This is a genomic window from Coprococcus sp. TF11-13, from assembly GCF_003481085.1.
Taxonomy (GTDB): Bacteria; Bacillota; Clostridia; order Lachnospirales; family Lachnospiraceae; genus Coprococcus; species Coprococcus aceti.
The window spans coordinates 178,286-197,510 of the sequence record NZ_QUKK01000003.1 but is presented as its reverse complement, the minus strand read 5'-3'; the positions used below and the strand labels follow the sequence as shown (position 1 = coordinate 197,510).

29 protein-coding genes are annotated in these 19,225 nt (G+C 42.9%); 1 reads left to right on the top strand and 28 read right to left on the bottom strand.

Features of this window, described 5'->3' with window-relative positions:
- Positions 1-57: 57 nt before the first annotated feature.
- The 24 genes from secY to DXD11_RS07315 all read right to left on the bottom strand — a co-directional run bounded on the left by secY (position 58) and on the right by DXD11_RS07315 (position 13,203).
- A complete protein-coding gene (gene secY, locus DXD11_RS07430) occupies positions 58-1,371 on the bottom strand; it encodes a preprotein translocase subunit SecY (RefSeq protein WP_022216652.1) in 1,314 nt (437 codons plus the stop codon).
- A 1-nt stretch (position 1,372) separates the two neighbouring features.
- Positions 1,373-1,813 (bottom strand): 50S ribosomal protein L15, encoded by a 441-nt coding sequence (rplO, locus tag DXD11_RS07425; RefSeq protein WP_004850150.1) that lies wholly within the window; start codon positions 1,811-1,813, stop codon positions 1,373-1,375.
- Between the two features lie 21 nt (positions 1,814-1,834).
- Positions 1,835-2,017, bottom strand: a complete 183-nt coding sequence (rpmD, locus tag DXD11_RS07420; protein WP_004850147.1) for a 50S ribosomal protein L30 — start codon at positions 2,015-2,017, stop codon at positions 1,835-1,837.
- A 14-nt stretch (positions 2,018-2,031) separates the two neighbouring features.
- Positions 2,032-2,541 (bottom strand): 30S ribosomal protein S5, encoded by a 510-nt coding sequence (gene rpsE / locus DXD11_RS07415; RefSeq protein WP_015533792.1) that lies wholly within the window; start codon positions 2,539-2,541, stop codon positions 2,032-2,034.
- A 19-nt stretch (positions 2,542-2,560) separates the two neighbouring features.
- The gene (gene rplR / locus DXD11_RS07410; RefSeq protein WP_022216651.1) at positions 2,561-2,929 is read right to left on the bottom strand and encodes a 50S ribosomal protein L18; all 369 of its coding nucleotides are present in this window, start codon (positions 2,927-2,929) and stop codon (positions 2,561-2,563) included.
- Between the two features lie 17 nt (positions 2,930-2,946).
- On the bottom strand, positions 2,947-3,486 hold the full coding sequence (gene rplF / locus DXD11_RS07405; RefSeq protein ID WP_022216650.1) for a 50S ribosomal protein L6: 540 nt from the start codon (positions 3,484-3,486) through the stop codon (positions 2,947-2,949).
- 15 nt (positions 3,487-3,501) lie between these two features.
- Positions 3,502-3,903 carry a 30S ribosomal protein S8 gene (rpsH, locus tag DXD11_RS07400; protein ID WP_022216649.1) on the bottom strand — a complete coding sequence of 134 codons (402 nt, stop codon included), beginning with the start codon at positions 3,901-3,903 and terminating at the stop codon, positions 3,502-3,504.
- Between the two features lie 23 nt (positions 3,904-3,926).
- Positions 3,927-4,112 carry a type Z 30S ribosomal protein S14 gene (locus DXD11_RS07395; protein WP_004850137.1) on the bottom strand — a complete coding sequence of 62 codons (186 nt, stop codon included), beginning with the start codon at positions 4,110-4,112 and terminating at the stop codon, positions 3,927-3,929.
- A gap of 20 nt (positions 4,113-4,132) precedes the next feature.
- Positions 4,133-4,672 carry a 50S ribosomal protein L5 gene (gene rplE, locus DXD11_RS07390; protein WP_004850134.1) on the bottom strand — a complete coding sequence of 180 codons (540 nt, stop codon included), beginning with the start codon at positions 4,670-4,672 and terminating at the stop codon, positions 4,133-4,135.
- 20 nt (positions 4,673-4,692) lie between these two features.
- Positions 4,693-5,010 (bottom strand): 50S ribosomal protein L24, encoded by a 318-nt coding sequence (gene rplX, locus DXD11_RS07385; protein ID WP_004850132.1) that lies wholly within the window; start codon positions 5,008-5,010, stop codon positions 4,693-4,695.
- 12 nt (positions 5,011-5,022) lie between these two features.
- Positions 5,023-5,391 (bottom strand): 50S ribosomal protein L14, encoded by a 369-nt coding sequence (gene rplN / locus DXD11_RS07380; RefSeq protein ID WP_022216648.1) that lies wholly within the window; start codon positions 5,389-5,391, stop codon positions 5,023-5,025.
- A gap of 13 nt (positions 5,392-5,404) precedes the next feature.
- Positions 5,405-5,659 carry a 30S ribosomal protein S17 gene (gene rpsQ, locus DXD11_RS07375; protein ID WP_022058713.1) on the bottom strand — a complete coding sequence of 85 codons (255 nt, stop codon included), beginning with the start codon at positions 5,657-5,659 and terminating at the stop codon, positions 5,405-5,407.
- 23 nt (positions 5,660-5,682) lie between these two features.
- Positions 5,683-5,886 carry a 50S ribosomal protein L29 gene (gene rpmC, locus DXD11_RS07370; RefSeq protein ID WP_004850126.1) on the bottom strand — a complete coding sequence of 68 codons (204 nt, stop codon included), beginning with the start codon at positions 5,884-5,886 and terminating at the stop codon, positions 5,683-5,685.
- Positions 5,876-6,313: a 50S ribosomal protein L16 gene (gene rplP / locus DXD11_RS07365; RefSeq protein ID WP_022216647.1), complete on the bottom strand. Its 438-nt coding sequence runs from the start codon at positions 6,311-6,313 to the stop codon at positions 5,876-5,878. The genes rpmC and rplP overlap by 11 nt, the downstream gene beginning before the upstream one ends.
- On the bottom strand, positions 6,313-6,978 hold the full coding sequence (gene rpsC, locus DXD11_RS07360; protein WP_022216646.1) for a 30S ribosomal protein S3: 666 nt from the start codon (positions 6,976-6,978) through the stop codon (positions 6,313-6,315). Before rpsC ends, rplP begins: the two co-directional genes overlap by 1 nt.
- Positions 6,979-6,988: 10 nt before the next feature.
- Positions 6,989-7,375 (bottom strand): 50S ribosomal protein L22, encoded by a 387-nt coding sequence (gene rplV / locus DXD11_RS07355; RefSeq protein ID WP_004850120.1) that lies wholly within the window; start codon positions 7,373-7,375, stop codon positions 6,989-6,991.
- 33 nt (positions 7,376-7,408) lie between these two features.
- Positions 7,409-7,687: a 30S ribosomal protein S19 gene (gene rpsS, locus DXD11_RS07350; protein WP_022216645.1), complete on the bottom strand. Its 279-nt coding sequence runs from the start codon at positions 7,685-7,687 to the stop codon at positions 7,409-7,411.
- Between the two features lie 16 nt (positions 7,688-7,703).
- Positions 7,704-8,549, bottom strand: coding sequence for a 50S ribosomal protein L2 (gene rplB / locus DXD11_RS07345; RefSeq protein ID WP_022216644.1), 846 nt, complete (start codon positions 8,547-8,549; stop codon positions 7,704-7,706).
- A 98-nt stretch (positions 8,550-8,647) separates the two neighbouring features.
- Positions 8,648-8,947: a 50S ribosomal protein L23 gene (gene rplW / locus DXD11_RS07340; protein WP_004850114.1), complete on the bottom strand. Its 300-nt coding sequence runs from the start codon at positions 8,945-8,947 to the stop codon at positions 8,648-8,650.
- Positions 8,947-9,567 carry a 50S ribosomal protein L4 gene (rplD, locus tag DXD11_RS07335; protein ID WP_015533790.1) on the bottom strand — a complete coding sequence of 207 codons (621 nt, stop codon included), beginning with the start codon at positions 9,565-9,567 and terminating at the stop codon, positions 8,947-8,949. The genes rplW and rplD overlap by 1 nt, the downstream gene beginning before the upstream one ends.
- A 23-nt stretch (positions 9,568-9,590) precedes the next feature.
- Positions 9,591-10,274 carry a 50S ribosomal protein L3 gene (rplC, locus tag DXD11_RS07330; protein WP_015533789.1) on the bottom strand — a complete coding sequence of 228 codons (684 nt, stop codon included), beginning with the start codon at positions 10,272-10,274 and terminating at the stop codon, positions 9,591-9,593.
- 160 nt (positions 10,275-10,434) lie between these two features.
- A complete protein-coding gene (gene rpsJ, locus DXD11_RS07325; protein ID WP_004850108.1) occupies positions 10,435-10,746 on the bottom strand; it encodes a 30S ribosomal protein S10 in 312 nt (103 codons plus the stop codon).
- A gap of 333 nt (positions 10,747-11,079) precedes the next feature.
- Positions 11,080-11,979, bottom strand: coding sequence for an OST-HTH/LOTUS domain-containing protein (locus DXD11_RS07320; RefSeq protein ID WP_118758087.1), 900 nt, complete (start codon positions 11,977-11,979; stop codon positions 11,080-11,082).
- 63 nt (positions 11,980-12,042) lie between these two features.
- Positions 12,043-13,203 (bottom strand): class I SAM-dependent methyltransferase, encoded by a 1,161-nt coding sequence (locus DXD11_RS07315; RefSeq protein WP_118758086.1) that lies wholly within the window; start codon positions 13,201-13,203, stop codon positions 12,043-12,045.
- Between the two features lie 151 nt (positions 13,204-13,354).
- Between DXD11_RS07315 and DXD11_RS07310 the strand changes: the two genes are divergently transcribed.
- Positions 13,355-14,218, top strand: coding sequence for a class I SAM-dependent methyltransferase (locus DXD11_RS07310; RefSeq protein ID WP_118758085.1), 864 nt, complete (start codon positions 13,355-13,357; stop codon positions 14,216-14,218).
- Positions 14,219-14,369: 151 nt separating this feature from the next.
- Here DXD11_RS07310 and ybaK read toward each other — a convergent pair whose 3' ends face one another.
- The 4 genes from ybaK to DXD11_RS07290 all read right to left on the bottom strand — a co-directional run bounded on the left by ybaK (position 14,370) and on the right by DXD11_RS07290 (position 19,140).
- Positions 14,370-14,867 (bottom strand): Cys-tRNA(Pro) deacylase, encoded by a 498-nt coding sequence (gene ybaK / locus DXD11_RS07305; protein WP_118758084.1) that lies wholly within the window; start codon positions 14,865-14,867, stop codon positions 14,370-14,372.
- A 123-nt stretch (positions 14,868-14,990) separates the two neighbouring features.
- Entirely contained in the window at positions 14,991-16,349 is a 1,359-nt protein-coding gene (locus tag DXD11_RS07300; RefSeq protein WP_117550712.1) for a citrate/2-methylcitrate synthase, read from the bottom strand.
- A 186-nt stretch (positions 16,350-16,535) separates the two neighbouring features.
- Positions 16,536-17,132 (bottom strand): metallophosphoesterase family protein, encoded by a 597-nt coding sequence (locus tag DXD11_RS07295; RefSeq protein ID WP_055223143.1) that lies wholly within the window; start codon positions 17,130-17,132, stop codon positions 16,536-16,538.
- Between the two features lie 49 nt (positions 17,133-17,181).
- The gene (locus DXD11_RS07290; protein ID WP_117550713.1) at positions 17,182-19,140 is read right to left on the bottom strand and encodes a BMP family ABC transporter substrate-binding protein; all 1,959 of its coding nucleotides are present in this window, start codon (positions 19,138-19,140) and stop codon (positions 17,182-17,184) included.
- Between the last annotated feature and the right edge of the window lie 85 nt (positions 19,141-19,225).

Genomic DNA, 19,225 nt, shown 5'->3' with positions numbered 1-19,225 from the left:
GAATAGGAAGTGTACTATACGGCACACTCCCATTCGTGTTTATTGCCACGTCATATTTTAGTCTAAAAGGAATCCCTGATAGTTCCTTACCAGCATACGTGACTCAATATTCTTAATTGTCTCTATAACAACACCTACAACGATGATAAGTGATGTTCCTCCAAATGAAACATTTGCTCCAAAGAAACCACTGAAGAACATTGGTATACATGCTACTATGATAAGTCCTACAGCACCTATAAATATGATGTAGTTTAAAATCTTATTAAGGTAATCCTGTGTTGACTGTCCAGGTCTTATACCAGGGACAAAACCGCCACTCTTCTTCATATTGTTGGCAATCTCCATTGGATTGAATGTGATCGCTGTGTAGAAATATGCGAAGAAGAACACAAGTAAAATATATACGATCAAACCGATCGATGCCCAAGGATAAGATCTGTTAAACCAGTAGCCCTGACTCATACCCTGGATTATCTTTGCTCCTACACCAGATGTCTTGATGTTGAACAGATTCACTACGATCTGTGGAACAGACAGTATGGATGATGCAAAGATGACCGGAATAACACCTGCAGTATTGACCTTAAGTGGAATATGAGAGGACTGTCCTCCCATCGTCTTTCTTCCTCTTACTGTCTTGGCATACTGTACAGGAATTCTTCTCTCTGCGCCCTGAAGTGCACATACAAATACTACTGTAATAACTACAACTGCAAGGATAATGAGCCCTACAAGTGTAAATCTTACAAAGTCTCTGCCCTTCATGAACTGTGTGTATAAATTCTTGAAGTCATTTGGCATTGTTGAAACGATGTTTATCAGAAGGATTACTGATATACCATTGCCAACACCCTTCTCTGTTGCTCTCTCGCCAAGCCACATTACTATAGCACTTCCTGCCGTAAGAATGACTACGATGCAAAGAACTGTCCAGAAGTTATAATTCTCAATGACTCCCTTGTTTCCAAATCCTACTACAAGACCAGCACTCTCAAGAATAGCAAGACCTACTGTCATATATCTTGTGATAGCGGTGATCTTCTTTCTACCATCTTCTCCGTCTTTCTGCAGTTCTTCCAAAGCCGGTATAGCAATGGTGAGAAGCTGTATGATGATGGAAGCTGTAATGTAAGGTGTTACCGACAATGCAAAGATCGACATCTGCTCGAACGATCCTCCGGTGAATGAACTGAAGATGTTCAGTGAATCACCGAGTGCATTCTGCATGTACTCTCTTATTGCATCCGCACTTATTCCCGGAACGGTAATCAGACTACCAAGTCTGACTACCACGAGAATGAAGAACGTATATAAAAGTCTTCTTCGTATATCCTGTACCTTAAATGCATTGATTAAGGTTTTGAACATATTACATCACCTCTGCTTTTCCGCCAAGAGCTTCAATTTTCTCAGCTGCTGACTTTGAAAAAGCATTAGCCTTAACATTGAGCTTTTTAGTTAACTCTCCATTTCCAAGAATCTTAACTCCATCACGAGGATTCTTAATGATACCTGCCTCTACTAATGTCTCAACAGTTACGTCTGAGCCATCCTCGAATCTCTCAAGAGCTGATACATTGATTGCAACGATCTCTTTGTGATTGATGCAATTAAAGCCTCTCTTAGGAAGACGTCTATATAATGGCATCTGTCCACCTTCGAAACCTGGTCTAGGTGATCCAGAACGTGCCTTCTGACCCTTATGTCCCTTACCTGCAGTCTTGCCATTTCCTGAACCATGTCCACGGCCTACACGGAAATTAGCACTGTGCTTTGAGCCTTCAGCCGGCTTTAATGTAGATAAATCCATGATCTGCGTATCCTCCTTCTCTTATACTTCCTCAACCTTTACCATATAACTTACCTGCTTAACCATTCCAAGTGTTGCAGCGTTATTTGGGAGCTCTACTGACTTATTAACCTTCTTAAGTCCAAGAGCCTCTACTGTCTTTCTATGCTTTGGTACAGCACCGATAGGGGACTTTACCAAAGTTACCTTTAACTTATCTGCCATCTTCTAATACCTCCTTAGTTAAGTATCTCATCAACAGATTTTCCACGAAGTCTTGCGATATCCTCTGGGTTCTTGATCTCTGTAAGGCCCTTGATTGTTGCAAGAACTACGTTCTGCTTGTTGTTTGATCCTAAGGACTTTGTACGGATGTTCTTATATCCTGCAAGCTCAAGTACGCTACGAGCAGGACCACCAGCGATGATACCAGTACCTTCTGGAGCTGTCTTCAGAAGAACTGAAGCACTGCCGAACTGTCCATTCCAGTCGTAAGGGATACTACCAACTTCATTTACAGGAACTGTAACTAAATGCTTTGCAGCATCCTCCTTACCCTTACGGATAGCTTCTGGAGTCTCAACTGCCTTGCCAACACCAACGCCAACGTGGCCATTTCTATCACCAACAACTACGAGAGCTGCAACTCTAGAATTACGTCCACCCTTAACAACCTTTGTTACACGCTTGATGGCAACAACTTTATCTTCTAACTCTAACTTACTTGCATCAATTATTTCACGCTTCATACGTTGTTCTTCCTCCTTACTAGAATTCCAGACCAGCTTCTCTCGCTGCATCTGCTAATGCCTGAACCTTACCGTGGTATACGAAACCGCCTCTATCATAGATAACAGTCTTGATACCCTTCTCAAGTGCTCTCTCAGCAATAACCTTACCAACGTAAGCTGCTGCATCAACATCATTTGTCTTCTCAAGCTCATCCTTAATAGCCTTCTCTGTTGTAGATGCTGCTACTAATGTCTTACCAACTGAATCATCAATAATCTGAGCGTACATATGATTATTACTTCTGAATACAGCTAAACGTGGTCTCTCTGTTGTTCCAGCTAAACGATTACGAACACGCATATGCTTCTTTACACGAATTGCGCTTCTTGATTCTTTATTAATCATCTTATCTCACTCCTTTATTATTTCTTACCAGTCTTACCAACTTTACGTCTGATAGTCTCATCCACATACTTGATACCCTTGCCCTTGTATGGCTCTGGTGCTCTCTTCTCTCTGATCTCAGCAGCGTACTGACCAACCTTTTCCTTGCTGATTCCGCTTACTATGATCTTGTTTCCATCAACTGATGTTTCGATACCATCTGGATCAACCATCTCAACTGGGTGTGAATAACCAAGAGCAAGAACAAGCTTATTACCCTGCTTCTGAGCTCTGTAACCTACACCGTTAACCTCAAGCTCCTTCTTGTAACCCTCTGTAACACCTACTACCATGTTGTGGATAAGTGTTCTTGTGAGTCCGTGAAGTGATTTCATCTTCTTTAAGTCGTTAGGTCTTGATACTGTGATTGTATCGCCGTCTAACTTTATATCCATTTCCGCAGGGAGAACTCTCTCAAGAGTTCCCTTTGGTCCTTTAACAGTCACTTTATTATTTTCTGCTATATCTACAGTTACGCCTGCAGGTACAGCGATAGGCATTCTTCCGATACGTGACATTTTGCCGTCCTCCTTTTACCAAATAAACGCAAGTACTTCTCCACCTACGTTCTGTTTTCTAGCTTCCTTATCTGTTAATACACCCTTGTTTGTGGAGATAATAGCAGTTCCAAGTCCACCAAGTACTCTTGGAAGCTCATCCTTGCTTGCATATACTCGAAGACCAGGCTTTGAAATTCTCTTAAGACCTGTGATGATCTTCTCGTTCTTATCTGCACCATACTTCAATGTGATCTTGATTGTCTCGAACTTACCGTCCTCAACGATATCTACAGCCTTAACATATCCTTCTGATAAAAGTATGTCGGCAATAGCTTTCTTCATCTTTGAAGCAGGGATTTCTACTGTATCATGCTTTGCTGTATTAGCATTACGAATTCTTGTAAGCATATCTGCAATTGGATCGCTCATTGACATAATAAATTTCCTCCTTCTTACTCTTACCAGCTTGATTTCTTAACGCCAGGAATCTGTCCCTTATATGCTAACTCACGGAAGCAGATTCTACAAATTCCGTACTTCTTTAAAACTGAGTGTGGACGTCCACAAATGCTGCAACGTGTGTACTCTCTTGTTGAGAACTTCTGCTTGCGCTGCTGCTTAACTTTCATTGATGTCTTAGCCATTTCTCGAATCTCCTCCTTTATTATTTGCTATAAGGCATGCCGAACAGTGTAAGTAACTCACGAGCTTCCTCGTCAGTCTGTGCTGTTGTTACGCAAATTATATCCATACCTCTAACCTTATCTACCTTATCGTACTCGATCTCAGGGAAGATAAGCTGCTCCTTAATACCGAATGCGTAGTTACCTCTTCCATCAAATCCGTTTGGATTGATACCTCTGAAGTCACGTACACGTGGGAGTGCAAGATTTACAAGGCGATCAAGGAACTCATACATCTTCTCGCCACGAAGAGTTACCTTACATCCGATAGGCATTCCCTCTCTCAGCTTGAAGTTAGCTACTGACTTCTTTGCTCTTGTTACAACTGCCTTCTGACCTGTGATTGTCTCAAGATCCTTGATAGCAGCGTCGAGAACCTTAGCGTTCTCTCTAGCTTCACCAACGCCCATATTGATAACGATCTTATCGAGCTTTGGTATCTGCATTACATTCTTATATCCAAATTTCTCAACCATGGCGCTCTTAATTTCAGCGTCATACTTTTCTTTAAGTCTACTCACCTAAGACGACCTCCTTCCAATTAATCTATCTTCTCTGTCTTGCCATCAACTTTGGCTACACGAACCTTATCCTTACCAGTTCCTTCAAAACCAACTCTAACTGGCTTGCCCTTGTAAAGATACATTACATTAGAGATGTCAAGTGGGGCTTCCATCTCGATGATTCCGCCCTGCTGGTTAGCCATGCTTGGCTTGCTATGCTTAAATACTTTGTTGATTCCTTCAACTACTACGGTACCATTCTTCTTATCTACTGAAACGACCTTTCCGCTCTTGCCCTTGTCCTTACCAGCGATAACCTGTACCATATCATCTTTCTTAATCTTCATTGTTGCCATAGTCACACCTCCTTATAATACTTCAGGTGCAAGTGATACGATCTTCATGAATTTCTTATCACGGAGCTCTCTTGCAACTGGTCCAAAGATACGTGTACCTCTTGGATTCATATCGTCTTTTATAATTACAGCAGCGTTCTCGTCAAACTTGATGTATGAACCATCCTTACGACGAGCGCCATGCTTTGTTCTAACTACAACGGCCTTAACTACATCGCCCTTCTTTACAACTCCGCCTGGTGTTGCATCCTTAACAGAGGCAACGATGATATCGCCGATATTCGCATATCTTCTAACTGATCCGCCTAACACTCTGATACAAAGTAACTCTTTTGCACCTGTGTTATCAGCAACTTTAAGTCTTGTTTCCTGCTGAACCATTTAATTTGCCTCCTTACTTTGCCTTCTCGATGATCTCAACAAGTCTCCATCTCTTATCCTTTGATAATGGTCTTGTCTCCATAACCTTTACTCTATCGCCAATCTTGCACTCGTTATTCTCGTCATGAGCCTTCAGCTTTACTGTTCTCTTTACAATCTTACCATAAAGAGGATGCTTAACATTATCTACGATAGAAACAACGATTGTCTTATCCATCTTGTCACTTGTAACTATACCAACACGTGTTTTTCTCAGATTTCTTTCCACAATAATTCCTCCTTCCAAGATAATTAAGCATTAGCCTTCTGGGCTATAACTGTCTGTATTCTTGCTATATTCTTTCTAACGTCCTTGATTCTGCTTGTGTTGTCAAGCTGATTTGTAGCATTCTGGAATCTCAGGTTGAATAATTCCTTCTTTGCAGCTACTAAATCCTTCTGGAGATCGTCAACGGACTTGCTATTTAATTCGTTCATAAAATCCTTAGTTTTCACTGCCTGCTACCTCCTCTAACTCTTCCTTTGATGCGATCTTACACTTAAGTGGAAGCTTGTGCATAGCGAGTCTGAGAGCCTCTTTAGCTACCTCCTCAGGTACGCCCTGAACCTCAAACATAACTCTGCCTGGCTTAACTACTGCTACCCAGTACTCAAGTGCTCCCTTTCCTGAACCCATTCGAGTCTCAGCCGGCTTTGCTGTAACTGGCTTGTCAGGGAAAATCTTGATAAATACCTTACCACTACGCTTCATATATCTTGTCATTGCAATTCTGGCTGCCTCGATCTGGTTTGACTTGATCCAAGCTGGCTCTAATGCTACGAGACCATACTCACCGTTTGTAATCTTATTGCCTCTAAGTGCCTTACCAGCCATTGTTCCTCTGAACTGCTTACGACGCTTTACTCTCTTTGGCATTAACATTATTTATTTCCCCCTTCCTTTACTGTCTTTGTTGGAAGTACTTCACCATGGTAGATCCATGTCTTTACGCCAACCTTACCATATGTTGTATCTGCTTCAGCAAATCCGTAATCGATATCAGCACGGAGTGTCTGAAGAGGAATTGTTCCCTCGCTGTAGAACTCTGTTCTAGCCATATCAGCACCGCCAAGACGACCTGAACATGCACACTTGATACCCTGTGCGCCTGACTTCATTGTTCTACCCATGCAAGACTTCATAGCCTTTCTGAATGCGATACGATTCTCAAGCTGTGCTGCGATGTTCTCTGCAACGAGCTGAGCGTCAGCATCCGGCTTCTTGATCTCCTTAACGTCGATAAAGAGCTTCTTATCTGTTAACTTCTGAGCGTCAGCCTTGATCTTCTCGATTCCGGCTCCACCCTTTCCGATTACTACTCCAGGCTTAGCTGTGTATAATACGATCTTTACATTCTTTGCTGATCTCTCGATCTCGATCTTTGAGATGTTTGACTTGTAAAGAGTTGTCTTTAAGTATTTTCTAAGGATCTGATCTTCTGCTAAGTTCTTAGCAAACTCGTCATTTCTCTTGTCAGCATACCAGTTTGAATCCCAATCTTTGATAATGCCGACTCTTAAACCATGAGGATTAACTTTCTGTCCCATATTTTACCTCCTATTTCTCGTCAAGCACGATTGTGATGTGGCTTGTTCTCTTCTCGATTCTATATGCTCTACCCTGTGCTCTTGGATGAACTCTCTTCATTGTAGGTCCCTTGTTAGCGTAACACTCTGCTACGTAAAGGTCCTCCTTCTTCATGCCATTGTTGTTCTCAGCGTTAGCAATAGCAGACTTCAAAAGCTTCTCTATAACGCTTGAGCCATATCTTGGGTTGTATTCTACGATAGCAAGTGCTGTCTGAACATCCTTACCTCTGATAGCATCAAGCACAAAACATGCCTTGGTTACTGATACTCTTGCGTATGAAACCTTAGCTGATGGTCTTGTATCTTTGTTCTCATTTCTGAGTCTCTTGTCATGGGATCTATGTCCTTTAGCCATTTTGAAAAGTCCTCCTTTCAAATATTCCTAATATTATCTTCTACCCTTCTTTTCGTCCTTACCATGACCTCTGTATGTTCTGGTAACTACGAACTCACCGAGCTTATGTCCTACCATATCTTCTGTTACATATACTGGTACGTGCTTTCTTCCATCATGAACGGCAAATGTGTGGCCAACGAATGATGGGAAGATTGTTGAACGTCTTGACCAGGTCTTTATAACTTCTGTCTTATTAGCAGCGTTTAAAGCATCTACCTTCTTAAGCAGATGTGCATCTGCGAATGGTCCTTTTTTTAATGAACGAGCCATATTTCTTCCTCCTTAACTATTTAACATTCTTACCGTCTCTACGTCTTACGATCAACTTATTAGACTGCTTGTTCTTCTTTCTTGTCTTGAGACCCATTGCTGGCTTGCCCCATGGAGTAGAAGGACCTGGACGACCGATAGGTGCTCTACCTTCTCCACCACCATGTGGATGGTCATTAGGGTTCATGACAGAACCACGAACTGTTGGTCTAACGCCCATATGACGCTTACGACCGGCTTTACCAATGTTAACAAGGCCATGCTCGATGTTTCCTACCTGTCCAACTGTTGCTCTACAGATAATCGGAACCATTCTCATCTCGCCTGATGGAAGTCTAAGTGTTGCATACTTTCCTTCCTTAGCCATGAGCTGTGCAGCGTTTCCTGCTGAACGAACTAACTGTCCGCCCTTACCTGGATAAAGCTCGATGTTGTGTACCTGAGTACCAACTGGAATATTCTGAAGTGGAAGACAGTTACCAACCTTGATCTCTGCCTCTGCGCCATTCATCAGCACATCGCCAACTGCAAGCTTGAAAGGAGCAAGGATGTATCTCTTTTCTCCATCTGCATAGAACAGAAGTGCAATATTTGCTGATCTGTTTGGATCATACTCGATTGCAGCTACTGTTGCTGGAATGCCATCTTTGTCATTTCTCTTGAAATCTATTATTCTATACTTTCTCTTAGCACCACCACCGTGATGTCTTACTGTTATTTTACCCTGATTGTTACGACCAGCTGTCTTGCTTGTTGAAACAACGAGTGACTTCTCTGGAGTTGTCTTTGTGATCTCTGAGAAATCAAGGCCAGTCATATTTCTTCTGGAAGGTGTATATGGGTTATATGTCTTAATTCCCATTGTTGTTCTCCTTTCGGTTCAATTTATTCTCACGCTTTGATTGCGTATACAACTAATGTGATGAGCGGCTATACTGTGCAGCCACCCACGGCTATATCTTAAAGTCCCTCGAAGATCTCGATGTCCTTGCTGTCAGCTGTAAGCTGAACGATAGCCTTCTTGTACTTTGCTGTGTTACCAAGTGTCATACCACGTCTCTTGACCTTACCGTCATTGTTCATTGTGTTGACCTTTGCAACCTTTGTTCCCTCGAACATCTTCTCTACAGCTTCCTTAACCTGTGACTTGTTTGCTTCTGGATGAACAAGGAATGTATATTTCTTCTCAGCCATAGCGTTCATGCTCTTCTCTGTGATCACTGGCTTAAGTATAACGTCATAATATTTGATATCTGCCATTATGCGTACACCTCCTCAATTGCTGCAACTGCTTCCTTAGTAAGAACAAGCTTCTCATACTTGAGAATATCGTATACGCTAAGTGAATTAGCTACTGTTGTCTTAACTGTTGGAATGTTGTTTGCTGAAAGAACAACGTTATTGTTCTTATCCTTTGTTACTACAAGAGCCTTAGGAGCTGAAAGCTTTGCAAGGATCTTTGCAAATACGCTTGTCTTAGCCTCCTGAAGATCAAGCTTGTCAACTACTACCAGCTTGTTCTCAGCAACCTTTGATGAAAGTGCTGACTTCATAGCAAGCTGCTTCTCTTTCTTATTCATCTTAACTGAATAATCTCTTGGCTTTGGTGCGAATACAACTCCGCCGCCTGTCCACTGTGGAGATCTTGTTGAACCCTGTCTAGCATGACCAGTTCCCTTCTGTCTCCAAGGCTTTCTTCCACCACCAGAAACTTCTGAACGTGTCTTAGCGCTCTGTGTTCCCTGACGGTTGTTGGCTAACTGACCAACTACAGCCTTATGCATTATATGCTCATTTATTTCTACACCGAAAACTGCATCATTGAGCTCTAATGTCTCAACTTCTTTGCCTTCAATGTCATAAACCTTAACTGATGCCATTGTTGTCTCTCCTTTCCAAAGCCCTACTTACCAGACTTTACTGTATCTTTAATCATAACCAATGACTTCTTTGGTCCTGGAACAGCGCCCTTAACCAAGATTACATTGTTCTCAACATCTATTTTAACTACCTCAAGGTTCTGGATTGTAACTCTTACGCTACCCATATGTCCAGGCATCTTCTTGCCCTTGAATACTCTACCTGGAGTAGTTGCAGAACCGTTTGAACCTGCATGTCTGTGATACTTTGAACCATGTCCTGAAGGACCTGACTTAAGGCCGTGTCTCTTAAGACCGCCTGCGTATCCCTTACCCTTTGACTTAGCAGTAACATCAATCTTGTCGCCAGCAGCAAATACGTCTGCCTTGATCTCTGCGCCAAGCTCGTACTCAGCAGTGTTCTCAAGTCTGAACTCTCTATAGAAAGCCTTTGGAGTTGTTCCTGCCTTCTTAGCATGACCAACCTCTGCCTTACCAGCACCATGTGGATTTCTGATAACTTTCTTTCCTGATACGTCCTTTGTTGTTACTCTTTCCTTCTTCTCGCCGAATCCTACCTGAATTGCATCGTAACCGTCATTCTCAACTGTTTTGATCTGGGTTACAACACATGGACCAGCCTGCAATACTGTAACTGGTGTTAATACACCGTTCTCGTCGAAAATCTGTGTCATTCCGACTTTTGTAGCTAATATAGCCTTCTTCATTTCTGTTTCCTCCTAATTTAATTCACAGCGGATTGCATCTGCAATCATACTAAATTACATCCGAAAATGCATTAGGTACTGTTATTTAATTGTTTCTGCGGTTTGTTTTAAATTAGTCCGCATCTAATTGGGTTTCTTTTGAATTGCTGTCTGACTTTGATTATTTCATCTTAACATCGATGAACACGCCAGCGGACAGATCGATCTTCTGTAATGCATCAATTGTCTTCTGAGTTGGTGCTACAACATCGATAAGTCTCTTATGAGTTCTCTGCTCAAACTGCTCTCTTGAGTCCTTGTACTTATGAACTGCTCTTAAGATTGTGATCTTCTCAATCTTAGTAGGCATTGGAACTGGTCCGCTTACCTTTGCGCCAGTCTTCTTAACTGTATCAACAATCTGTGCTGCTGCCTTGTCGATAAGTTTGTGGTCATAAGCCTTAAGTGTAATTCTCATAATCTGATTTGCCATAAAAAAAGCCGCCTCCTTTTCGCACTTAATCTTAGTACAACAAGCGGTGACTGTACACTCTCCCGTGTGTGTCCTAAGTTAAAACCCAGAACCATCACGTCGTTTCTGTCCTCTTGACAGACGGTTATATTGTACAGTGACTTGTCGCCAGTTTTGTAAATTGACATTCGCTCCACGAAAAACCTGCGTCATATATGTACGCAGCAACCTCCGCTTCTCAGCTATCATGCCACAGCACGTTTGATTATATACTAGGGATTTCTTTAAATCAAGAGTTTTTTTTAATTTTTTTATGTTTTTTTGAATTATTTTTTAACGGGTATTTACAGGTTATCACTCGCCAGATTCACTCAGCTTGAATGTCCTCTTCATTTTGATCCCCTTGTTCTCCCATATCTCAAACTTCGAAAAGCTTAAGATGAACCCGTAATCTGTATGGTAACCATAATTCTCCATCGCAAACCCAGGGAATCTGCTTCGAATCGCACCGAGCAGCTCTGCCATATCATCTATCTTATATCCCCTGCCCGTCATATACTCATATGCAAATGTGTCTATCTCCTCCCTGTCATCGACCAACGTCAGCTTTGTCACGCCATTCTCATCGGTATAAACCTTCACTCCACTCACATTATTCTCCACAAATGTATCAAGATGAGTATAGCCATAATTTCTGACATCAAAATCCGGGTATCTTCTCACAACGCCTTCATACACCTGTTCCATGACAGCATCTCTTCCCTGTCCTTTATAATAGGAAGAAACCGAATATATCTCCTTTGCTATATCACCTATATCCGGTATATCAGCAGTGCATTTCCCTCCGGCAAGAACATCTATATACATATATCTCTGGGCGCTGTTCACAAGGATTTTGTCTGCGTCACATGGACCGGCAACCACAACCTCTATATCCGTGAGCCTCAGCTTGTCGAGAAGCGGTACTGTCAGACTGTCCCCCGTTGCTATATATATGCGCTCTGGCTTTGAAAGCGCAGCATCCGCCATAATCTCCACGGCCAGCGCAACCATCGCCGATGACACCTTATACTCTCCGTGCATGCAGTCCTGTATTCTGAACCTCCCTGCACTCTCCATAAAACTGTCATCGTCTTTGTCGGAATTAAACATCTTGCAGATCACAAGCTTGTCCGTTCTGATTATATCCTCATATATAACAGGCACAGCCTTTGCCTCTATGCTATCACAATCTATATACAGCGCAGCCCTCATGATATCCTCCTTAATAATATTCCACAACCATCACACACACAACAAACCACAGGTTTAATCCAATTATATCCTGCCATCCGCCTTAATCATCTCCATCAGAGTCTGTCTGAATCCAAACTCCTCACAAAGTGCTTCCGCATCCTTAAGAGCCTTCTTTCTCCTGTCCGGAGATACATTTTTCTTCACAGCTCTTATGAGCAGATTTTTAGGCGAATGTGCAATGTCTATAAATTCCATTATATCAGTCTTATATCCACACGCCTCAAGCATATGTCCGCGGATGGAATCTGTTGCCAGCGCAGCTATCCTCTCCTTGATGATACCGTATCTTGTCAGCGCAGCCAGTTCATCAGAATGCATCTGTTTATTCAGCTCATGCTGGCAGCAAGGCACGGACAATATATACTGTGCGTTCCAGCAAATGGCATTGTACAGCGCATAGTCCGTGGCAACATCACACGCATGCAGCGTCATGACCATATCCACATCCACATCCGTCTTATACCCATTTATATCCCCAAGTTCGAATTTTAGTCCGGTATATCCAAACTGTTCCGCCAGCGCATTGCAGTCTTTTATCACCTGCTCCTTGAGATCCAGGCCGGTTATATGGACATCAAGCCCCTTAACCTCATGCAGATAATAATAAACTATAAATGTCAGATACGATTTGCCGCATCCAAAATCTACTATATTAATAGAAGGTTTGTTGTAGCTCTTCATGACATTGTCCACGATCTCCGCAAATCTGTTGATCTGCTTAAACTTGTCATACATGGAGTGCACAACCTTGCCATCCTTTGTAAATATGCCCAGATGGGTAAATACAGGGATATCCATTCCCTCTTCAAGTATGTATTTCTTTCTTCGGTTGTTCCCCTGAACAGTTATGAGTTTATTCTCCGTGTGCCTCTTATTCACAGCTACTTTGCCCTTCTTTGAGATCTTCACATCCCACTCCTCCCGGGCCGAGAACATGTTTATCTGTCTGAATCCATCCTGCAGATCTCCGGCCAGTGCTTCTTCAAGCTCGTCCTCATCTATATTCTGGTGGAACACCTGCTTCTCCGTATACCTTTCTATCTGAAAGCACCTTTTACCGCCTATGATTTTTCTCTCAAATACCATTTTTCTGTATTCACCGCGTCCGCCACTGAGAATGATCTTGTGGGGATCACTCTGTACCATCTCTTCTATTAATTCTTTTATACTTATATCTGCCATTATTCCAACTTCTCCATTACCAACAATCTGTATCGTAATTAATCTCTGTCATCAATCTATGCACACAGCAGCCTTGACGCAGTGCTTTGATACAAGTATAATCTATAGGATATATTTTTTGAAGTTATTTTTATAAGGAAGGATTACATATATGTGGATAGCAGATGGATGGAAGGATTATGAAGTTATTGACTGCTCTGACGGAGAAAAGCTTGAGCGTTGGGACAAATACACTCTGCTCAGACCAGATCCCCAGGTTCTGTGGAGCACTCCAAAGAAAAATCCTGCATGGAATAAACTGAACGGACATTATCATAGAAGCAACAAAGGCGGCGGAGAATGGGAGTTTTTCAGCCTGCCTAAGCAGTGGACGATAAATTACAGGGATCTGACTTTCAATCTGAAGCCATTCAGCTTCAAGCACACTGGTCTGTTCCCTGAGCAGGCTGCCAACTGGGACTGGTTCAGCGAACTGATAAAGAACTCACCTAAAAAGGATATTAAGGTGTTGAACCTGTTCGCATACACAGGGGGCGCAACATGTGCAGCCGCCAAAGCCGGAGCTACAGTCACCCATGTTGATGCATCCAAGGGAATGGTTACCTGGGCAAAGGAAAACGCAGCATCATCAGGGCTCGCCGACGCACCGATCAGATGGATAGTTGACGACTGTGTGAAATTTGTCGAAAGAGAGATCAGACGAGGCAACAAATATGACGCGATCATCATGGATCCTCCTTCATACGGCAGAGGACCAAAGGGTGAGATATGGAAGATCGAAGAGAAGATCCATCCTTTCATCAAGCTCTGCAGCCAGCTTCTCTGTGACAAGCCGCTTTTCTTCCTTGTAAATTCATATACAACAGGTCTCGCGCCTGCGGTGCTCACATATATGATATCCACAGAGGTAAAGAGCAGATTTGGCGGACATGTTGTGGCAGATGAGATCGGACTTCCTGTCACAGAGACAGGTCTTGTTCTTCCTTGCGGTGCCGCCGGAAGATGGCAGAGATAACAACGGATCGGTCGAGGCAGATACATTTTGCAGATAAACTAAAAGCAGGAATATGAAACCCAGCAAACTTCGTTATAGGGGCTCATATTCCTGCTTTTTTTAATTTTTCAGCTTCTTAATTTCAGCTTTTTTTGTCACGTAATTTAGTCCTTTATACCGTCACATCCGCATACTCCAGACGGATAACCTTCTCCAGATCCGCAGGGGCTATCTCTATCTGATACCCAACCTTACCCGCACTCACATACATCTTATCAAGATCTTCAGCACTTGCATCTATCGTGGTCCTGAAAAACTTCTTCATACCGATAGGTGAGCAGCCGCCATGTATATATCCGGTAAGAGGGAGGAGTTCCTTTGCCTTGAGCATATCTATCGACTTCTCTCCCACAGCCTTCGCAGCTTTCTTGAGATCAAGTTCCTCCTTGACAGGAATTACAAACACGTAATCTGCGCCAGACTTCGCAACGGTCACCAGGGTCTTATACACATACGCAGGATCCTGTCCAAGTATAGCAGCAACCTTATCTCCATTTGTCTCGCCTGTCTCCACATAACAATAATGGTTGTACTTTATCTTCTTGCTGTCAAGTATGCGCATGACATTTGTCTTTTCCTCAGTCTTTGCGTTCTTATTCTTATCTTTCATGTTCCAAGTCATCTCCTTGTCATCAAATGCACTAAGCGCCCCAACCTTGTCTATTGAAGATTGAAGCGCTGTATGCATGTCTATTGTATTCTACGGCTTTATCTTAATCTGCCGTACATAACTTTATCTGTCTTCCATCGGCAGATACTCTCTGTGTGTTCCCACATACTTGTATGCAGGTCTGATGATCTTGCCGGCATTGACAAGCTCCTCTATTCTATGCGCTGACCATCCCGCAATACGTGCGATGGCAAATATAGGAGTAAACAGCTCGATAGGGATACCGAGCATCGTATATACAAATCCACTGTAGAAATCTACATTTGCCGATATAGGCTTGCCGCTGCGTCTTCTGGCCGCAAGCAGTCTTCCTGATATCTCCTCAACCTTCTTGTACAGCTCAAATTCCTTTGTCCTGCCCTTCTCCTGGGCAAGTCTCTCTGCATATCCCTTGAGTATCCTAGCTCTAGGATCTGAGTTGGTGTATACCGCATGACCCATTCCATATATAAGGCCTGAATGGTCAAAGCCCTTCTTGTCAAGAAGTCCTGTGAGATATTTCTCCAGTGCAGCCTCATCACCCCAGTTCTTGACATGGCTCTTGAGGTCATCAAACATCTGCTGAACCTTGAGGTTCGCACCACCATGCTTAGGTCCCTTCAGTGATCCAAGTGAACTTGCAACTGCAGAATATGTGTCTGTTCCTGTCGACGATACTACATGAGTTGTAAATGTGGAGTTATTACCACCACCATGCTCAGCGTGTATAACCAGACATATGTCAAGCACCTGCGCCTCAAGCTCTGTATATTTCTTATCTGATCTGATAAGCCTCAGGAAATTCTCCGCAGTGGAAAGCCCCGGCTTCGGATTGTGTATTACAAGACTCATGTCGTGGAAATAGTGCTTGTAGCCCTGATAACCATATGCGGCGATCACAGGGAACTGTGCTATCAATTCCATACACTGTCTGAGAACATTCTCTATGCTTATATCATCCGGATTATCATCATATGAATAGAGTGTGAGAACACATCTCTGCAGAACGTTCATCATATTCTTGCTTGGCGCTTTGAGGATAACATCTCTTGTAAACTTTCTAGGAAGCTCCCTGTAGCACTCCATCATCTCAACAAATCTCTTAAACTGCTGCTCATTTGGAAGCTTTCCAAACAGCAGAAGATACATAGTCTCCTCAAATCCGAATTTACTTCCGTGAAAACCTCTCTCGAGATCCTCAACATTGTACCCCTGATAATACAGACGACCATCAGTCGGCACTCTCTCTCCATCTATTACATCATATCCTATGACATCAGATATCTCTGTGAGTCCCGTGAGTACACCTTTTCCTGTGGAATCTCTGAGGCCTCTCTTGACATCATAATTGACATAGAGGTTCTGGTCTATCTTGCCAGATTCTGTACAATAACCTGTAAGCTCATCCAGTATTCTGTTATATTCCTCGCTGTTTCTTTCCAAACCTCATGTCTCCTTCCTTTATCCAATCCCTGTTCATCATCCCGGAGCCTCTCCGGATCTTATCAATAAACTATATCAACTCACCACAGTTTATCAAAAAAACTCCATTTTCGCAAGAAAGACAGCAATAAATTTGATTTATTCCTGTCTTTTCGCCAAAATTATTTAATTTTAAAATATTTCTGCCTAAATTTCAATAATATATCTCTCATAGGCATTTATGATCGTCGTGTCCTCGTATTTTGATTCGCGAACAAAATCTCTTCCATAATTTATATGCACATGGCCATGGACAAAATACTTAGGTCTGTACTCCTCCATAAGCGTTCTGAAACACTTAAAACCTGTATGTGGGAGATCCTCGGAATCATTTATCCTGTATGCAGGCGAATGGGCAACAAGTATGTCAAAGCCCTTGTTCCTCATGATCTTAAACCTGAGTTTCCGTACTCTTCTGGCCATCGCACGCTCGGAATACTGATGATCCGCACCACCAAACTTGTATTCCATCGAACCGCCAAGTCCCAGAATTCTGACACCCTTATACACATAAAGCTTGTCGTCTATGCACTCGCAGCCCCCCGGCGGTGTATCCTTGTAGCACACGTCGTGATTGCCATGGACATAGAGAACGGGCGCATGACTGAATGTCGCAAGGAACGACAAATACTGTGGCGATAAATCGCCACAGGATATTATCAGGTCTATTCCCTCGACCTTACTCTTATCAAAATAATCCCACAAATACTTGGATTCTTCATCCGCCAACAACAAAATCTTCACGTATCTATTCCCCTGTACTACAGTATACCTTCTCCGTAGGAGATTTATCTTATTTCACTTCCGGAACCGACTTGAGCTCCAGACTCTCCGGTGTGTCTATACCCTGAAGTGCAACTACCGTCTTTGCCTCATCGACAAGATCGTCCTCTGTAGGGAGCATGCCCACTACATTCTCAGCAAGCCAATCCATCTTGAGTATATCTTCATGGAGCATCGCTCCGTCATCTTCATTTCTCACTATTCCGTTCTGGGATGTAAGCTTTCCGCTGAACGGTGTGATAGCGCCCTCTCTTATGAGGTTTGTCATAACCGATATGAGCTTCTGTGTTCCGGCCGGAAGGTGCTTTGAGCATATGACGTCAACTATTCCCGCTGACATACCCCACCAGTAGCTTATCGCATTGCTGGTCTCGTTCTTCTCCTCCTGCTTCCAGTTGCCCTCCAGTATGGATCTAAGGATCCTCTCATAGAATGCACCCCAGTTGTAGAAAGGCATGGCAAGGTTGACGACCTCTCCATTCTGATCATAGTGATAAAGTCCGAAGTTTCGTGACGCATCATCCGGCATGATCATGTCTCTATCGGATATATATGTTATTCCATTTCTCTCAAAGAACTTCTGTGGATCAGCATTCTTAACCTTTGTCCACTGCAGATATATCTTTGCCCTAGGGTTGACCATCCTTGCTCCGATGGCAAATGCATTGATGTTCGCTGTTGTTCCGAATATCGGATAATCAGCTACATATCCTATCTGTCCGTCAGCACACAGGCTTCCCGCTATCATACCTGTGAGGAACTTCACCTCGTACATTCTTGCATAATAGGTACGCACATGGCTGTTCGCAAGGCTGAGGGAACAGTTAAGTATCTTTATCTCCGGGTGGAGCACTGCAGTCTTAAGAGCCTCAGGAAGCATCTCAGGCCCTGTCGTAAATATCACATCATACTTCTCATCCACAAGTCTTCCAAGGCACTCTGTCAGCTTGGCAGGTGTATCCACATTACAGAAGGTTCTGCTGTCGATAGAATCTCCGAGTTTATTCTCCATGTCCATTCTACCCAGTTCATGGCTGTATGTCCAGACCGAGTTGGCTGGCGACTTATCATACACAAATGCCACCTTCAGGTTCGAAGGGCCTGATGGCTTTATAACCCTGTCGAGTATAGACTTCTTAGGCTCCACAGGATCGAGCTTTGGAAGAACCGTCTTATCCTTCTTCTCATTTGTGAGGACTATCTCATTCCATACCTTGTCAACACTGTCCTTCACCTGGGATGTAGTCATGTTCTTAAGAGCTTCATAGCCATACACATTGAGGAATACAAGCATGGCATCGTCCACTGTTATAGTGAGCTCCTCATTGCCCTTCTTAGCAAGATAAGCCTTCTCAAATGCGAGATGTGCCGAGTTGAAATCCAGTCTCTCATCCTCTGTGAAAACCGCATCCTTAGTGATCCCTATGAACTCCCTGAGCTTATCATATCCACCGAGCTGTGAGAAATATACATAGTTGATCCCCGTCTGCTTGTGGAAATCTATAAATTCAAAATATATCTTATTCTCAAGTGAGTCTGTCCTTCTAGGTATCTTTCTTGTAACCATGGCAGGAACTGAGTCCGCACCAAAGTATTTGAGCACACTCACTCTCTTATTTCCTTCTACTACATAGAATTTGTTCATATACTCATATACCTTTATCGGGTCATGTATACCTTCCTCTATGTGGGACTCACACAATGCGGCCCATTTCATTCCAAATTCAGTATGATAATCCAATATAGGCATAAAATTACTAGCAAACGCCGTCGTCCTTGCAGCGGTAGCAGTTCCAACCACGCGGTCAAGCGATATAGTCTGGAGACCAAGATTCACTTCACCTACAGTGTCAGATGGTGATATTATCTCATCCAAAACCGGAAGATATGGATATTCATTTTTTGCTACGGCTGCCTGATATCTCTTCTCACCAAGCTTCTGAGCCCTTAAATATTCGTTTGCTGACATACTATCACTCTCCTTATTCAAGACCATATAGTAATACTATAAAATTCAATAATCAAGAATTTGTTTCCTTCCGATCCGCCAAAAT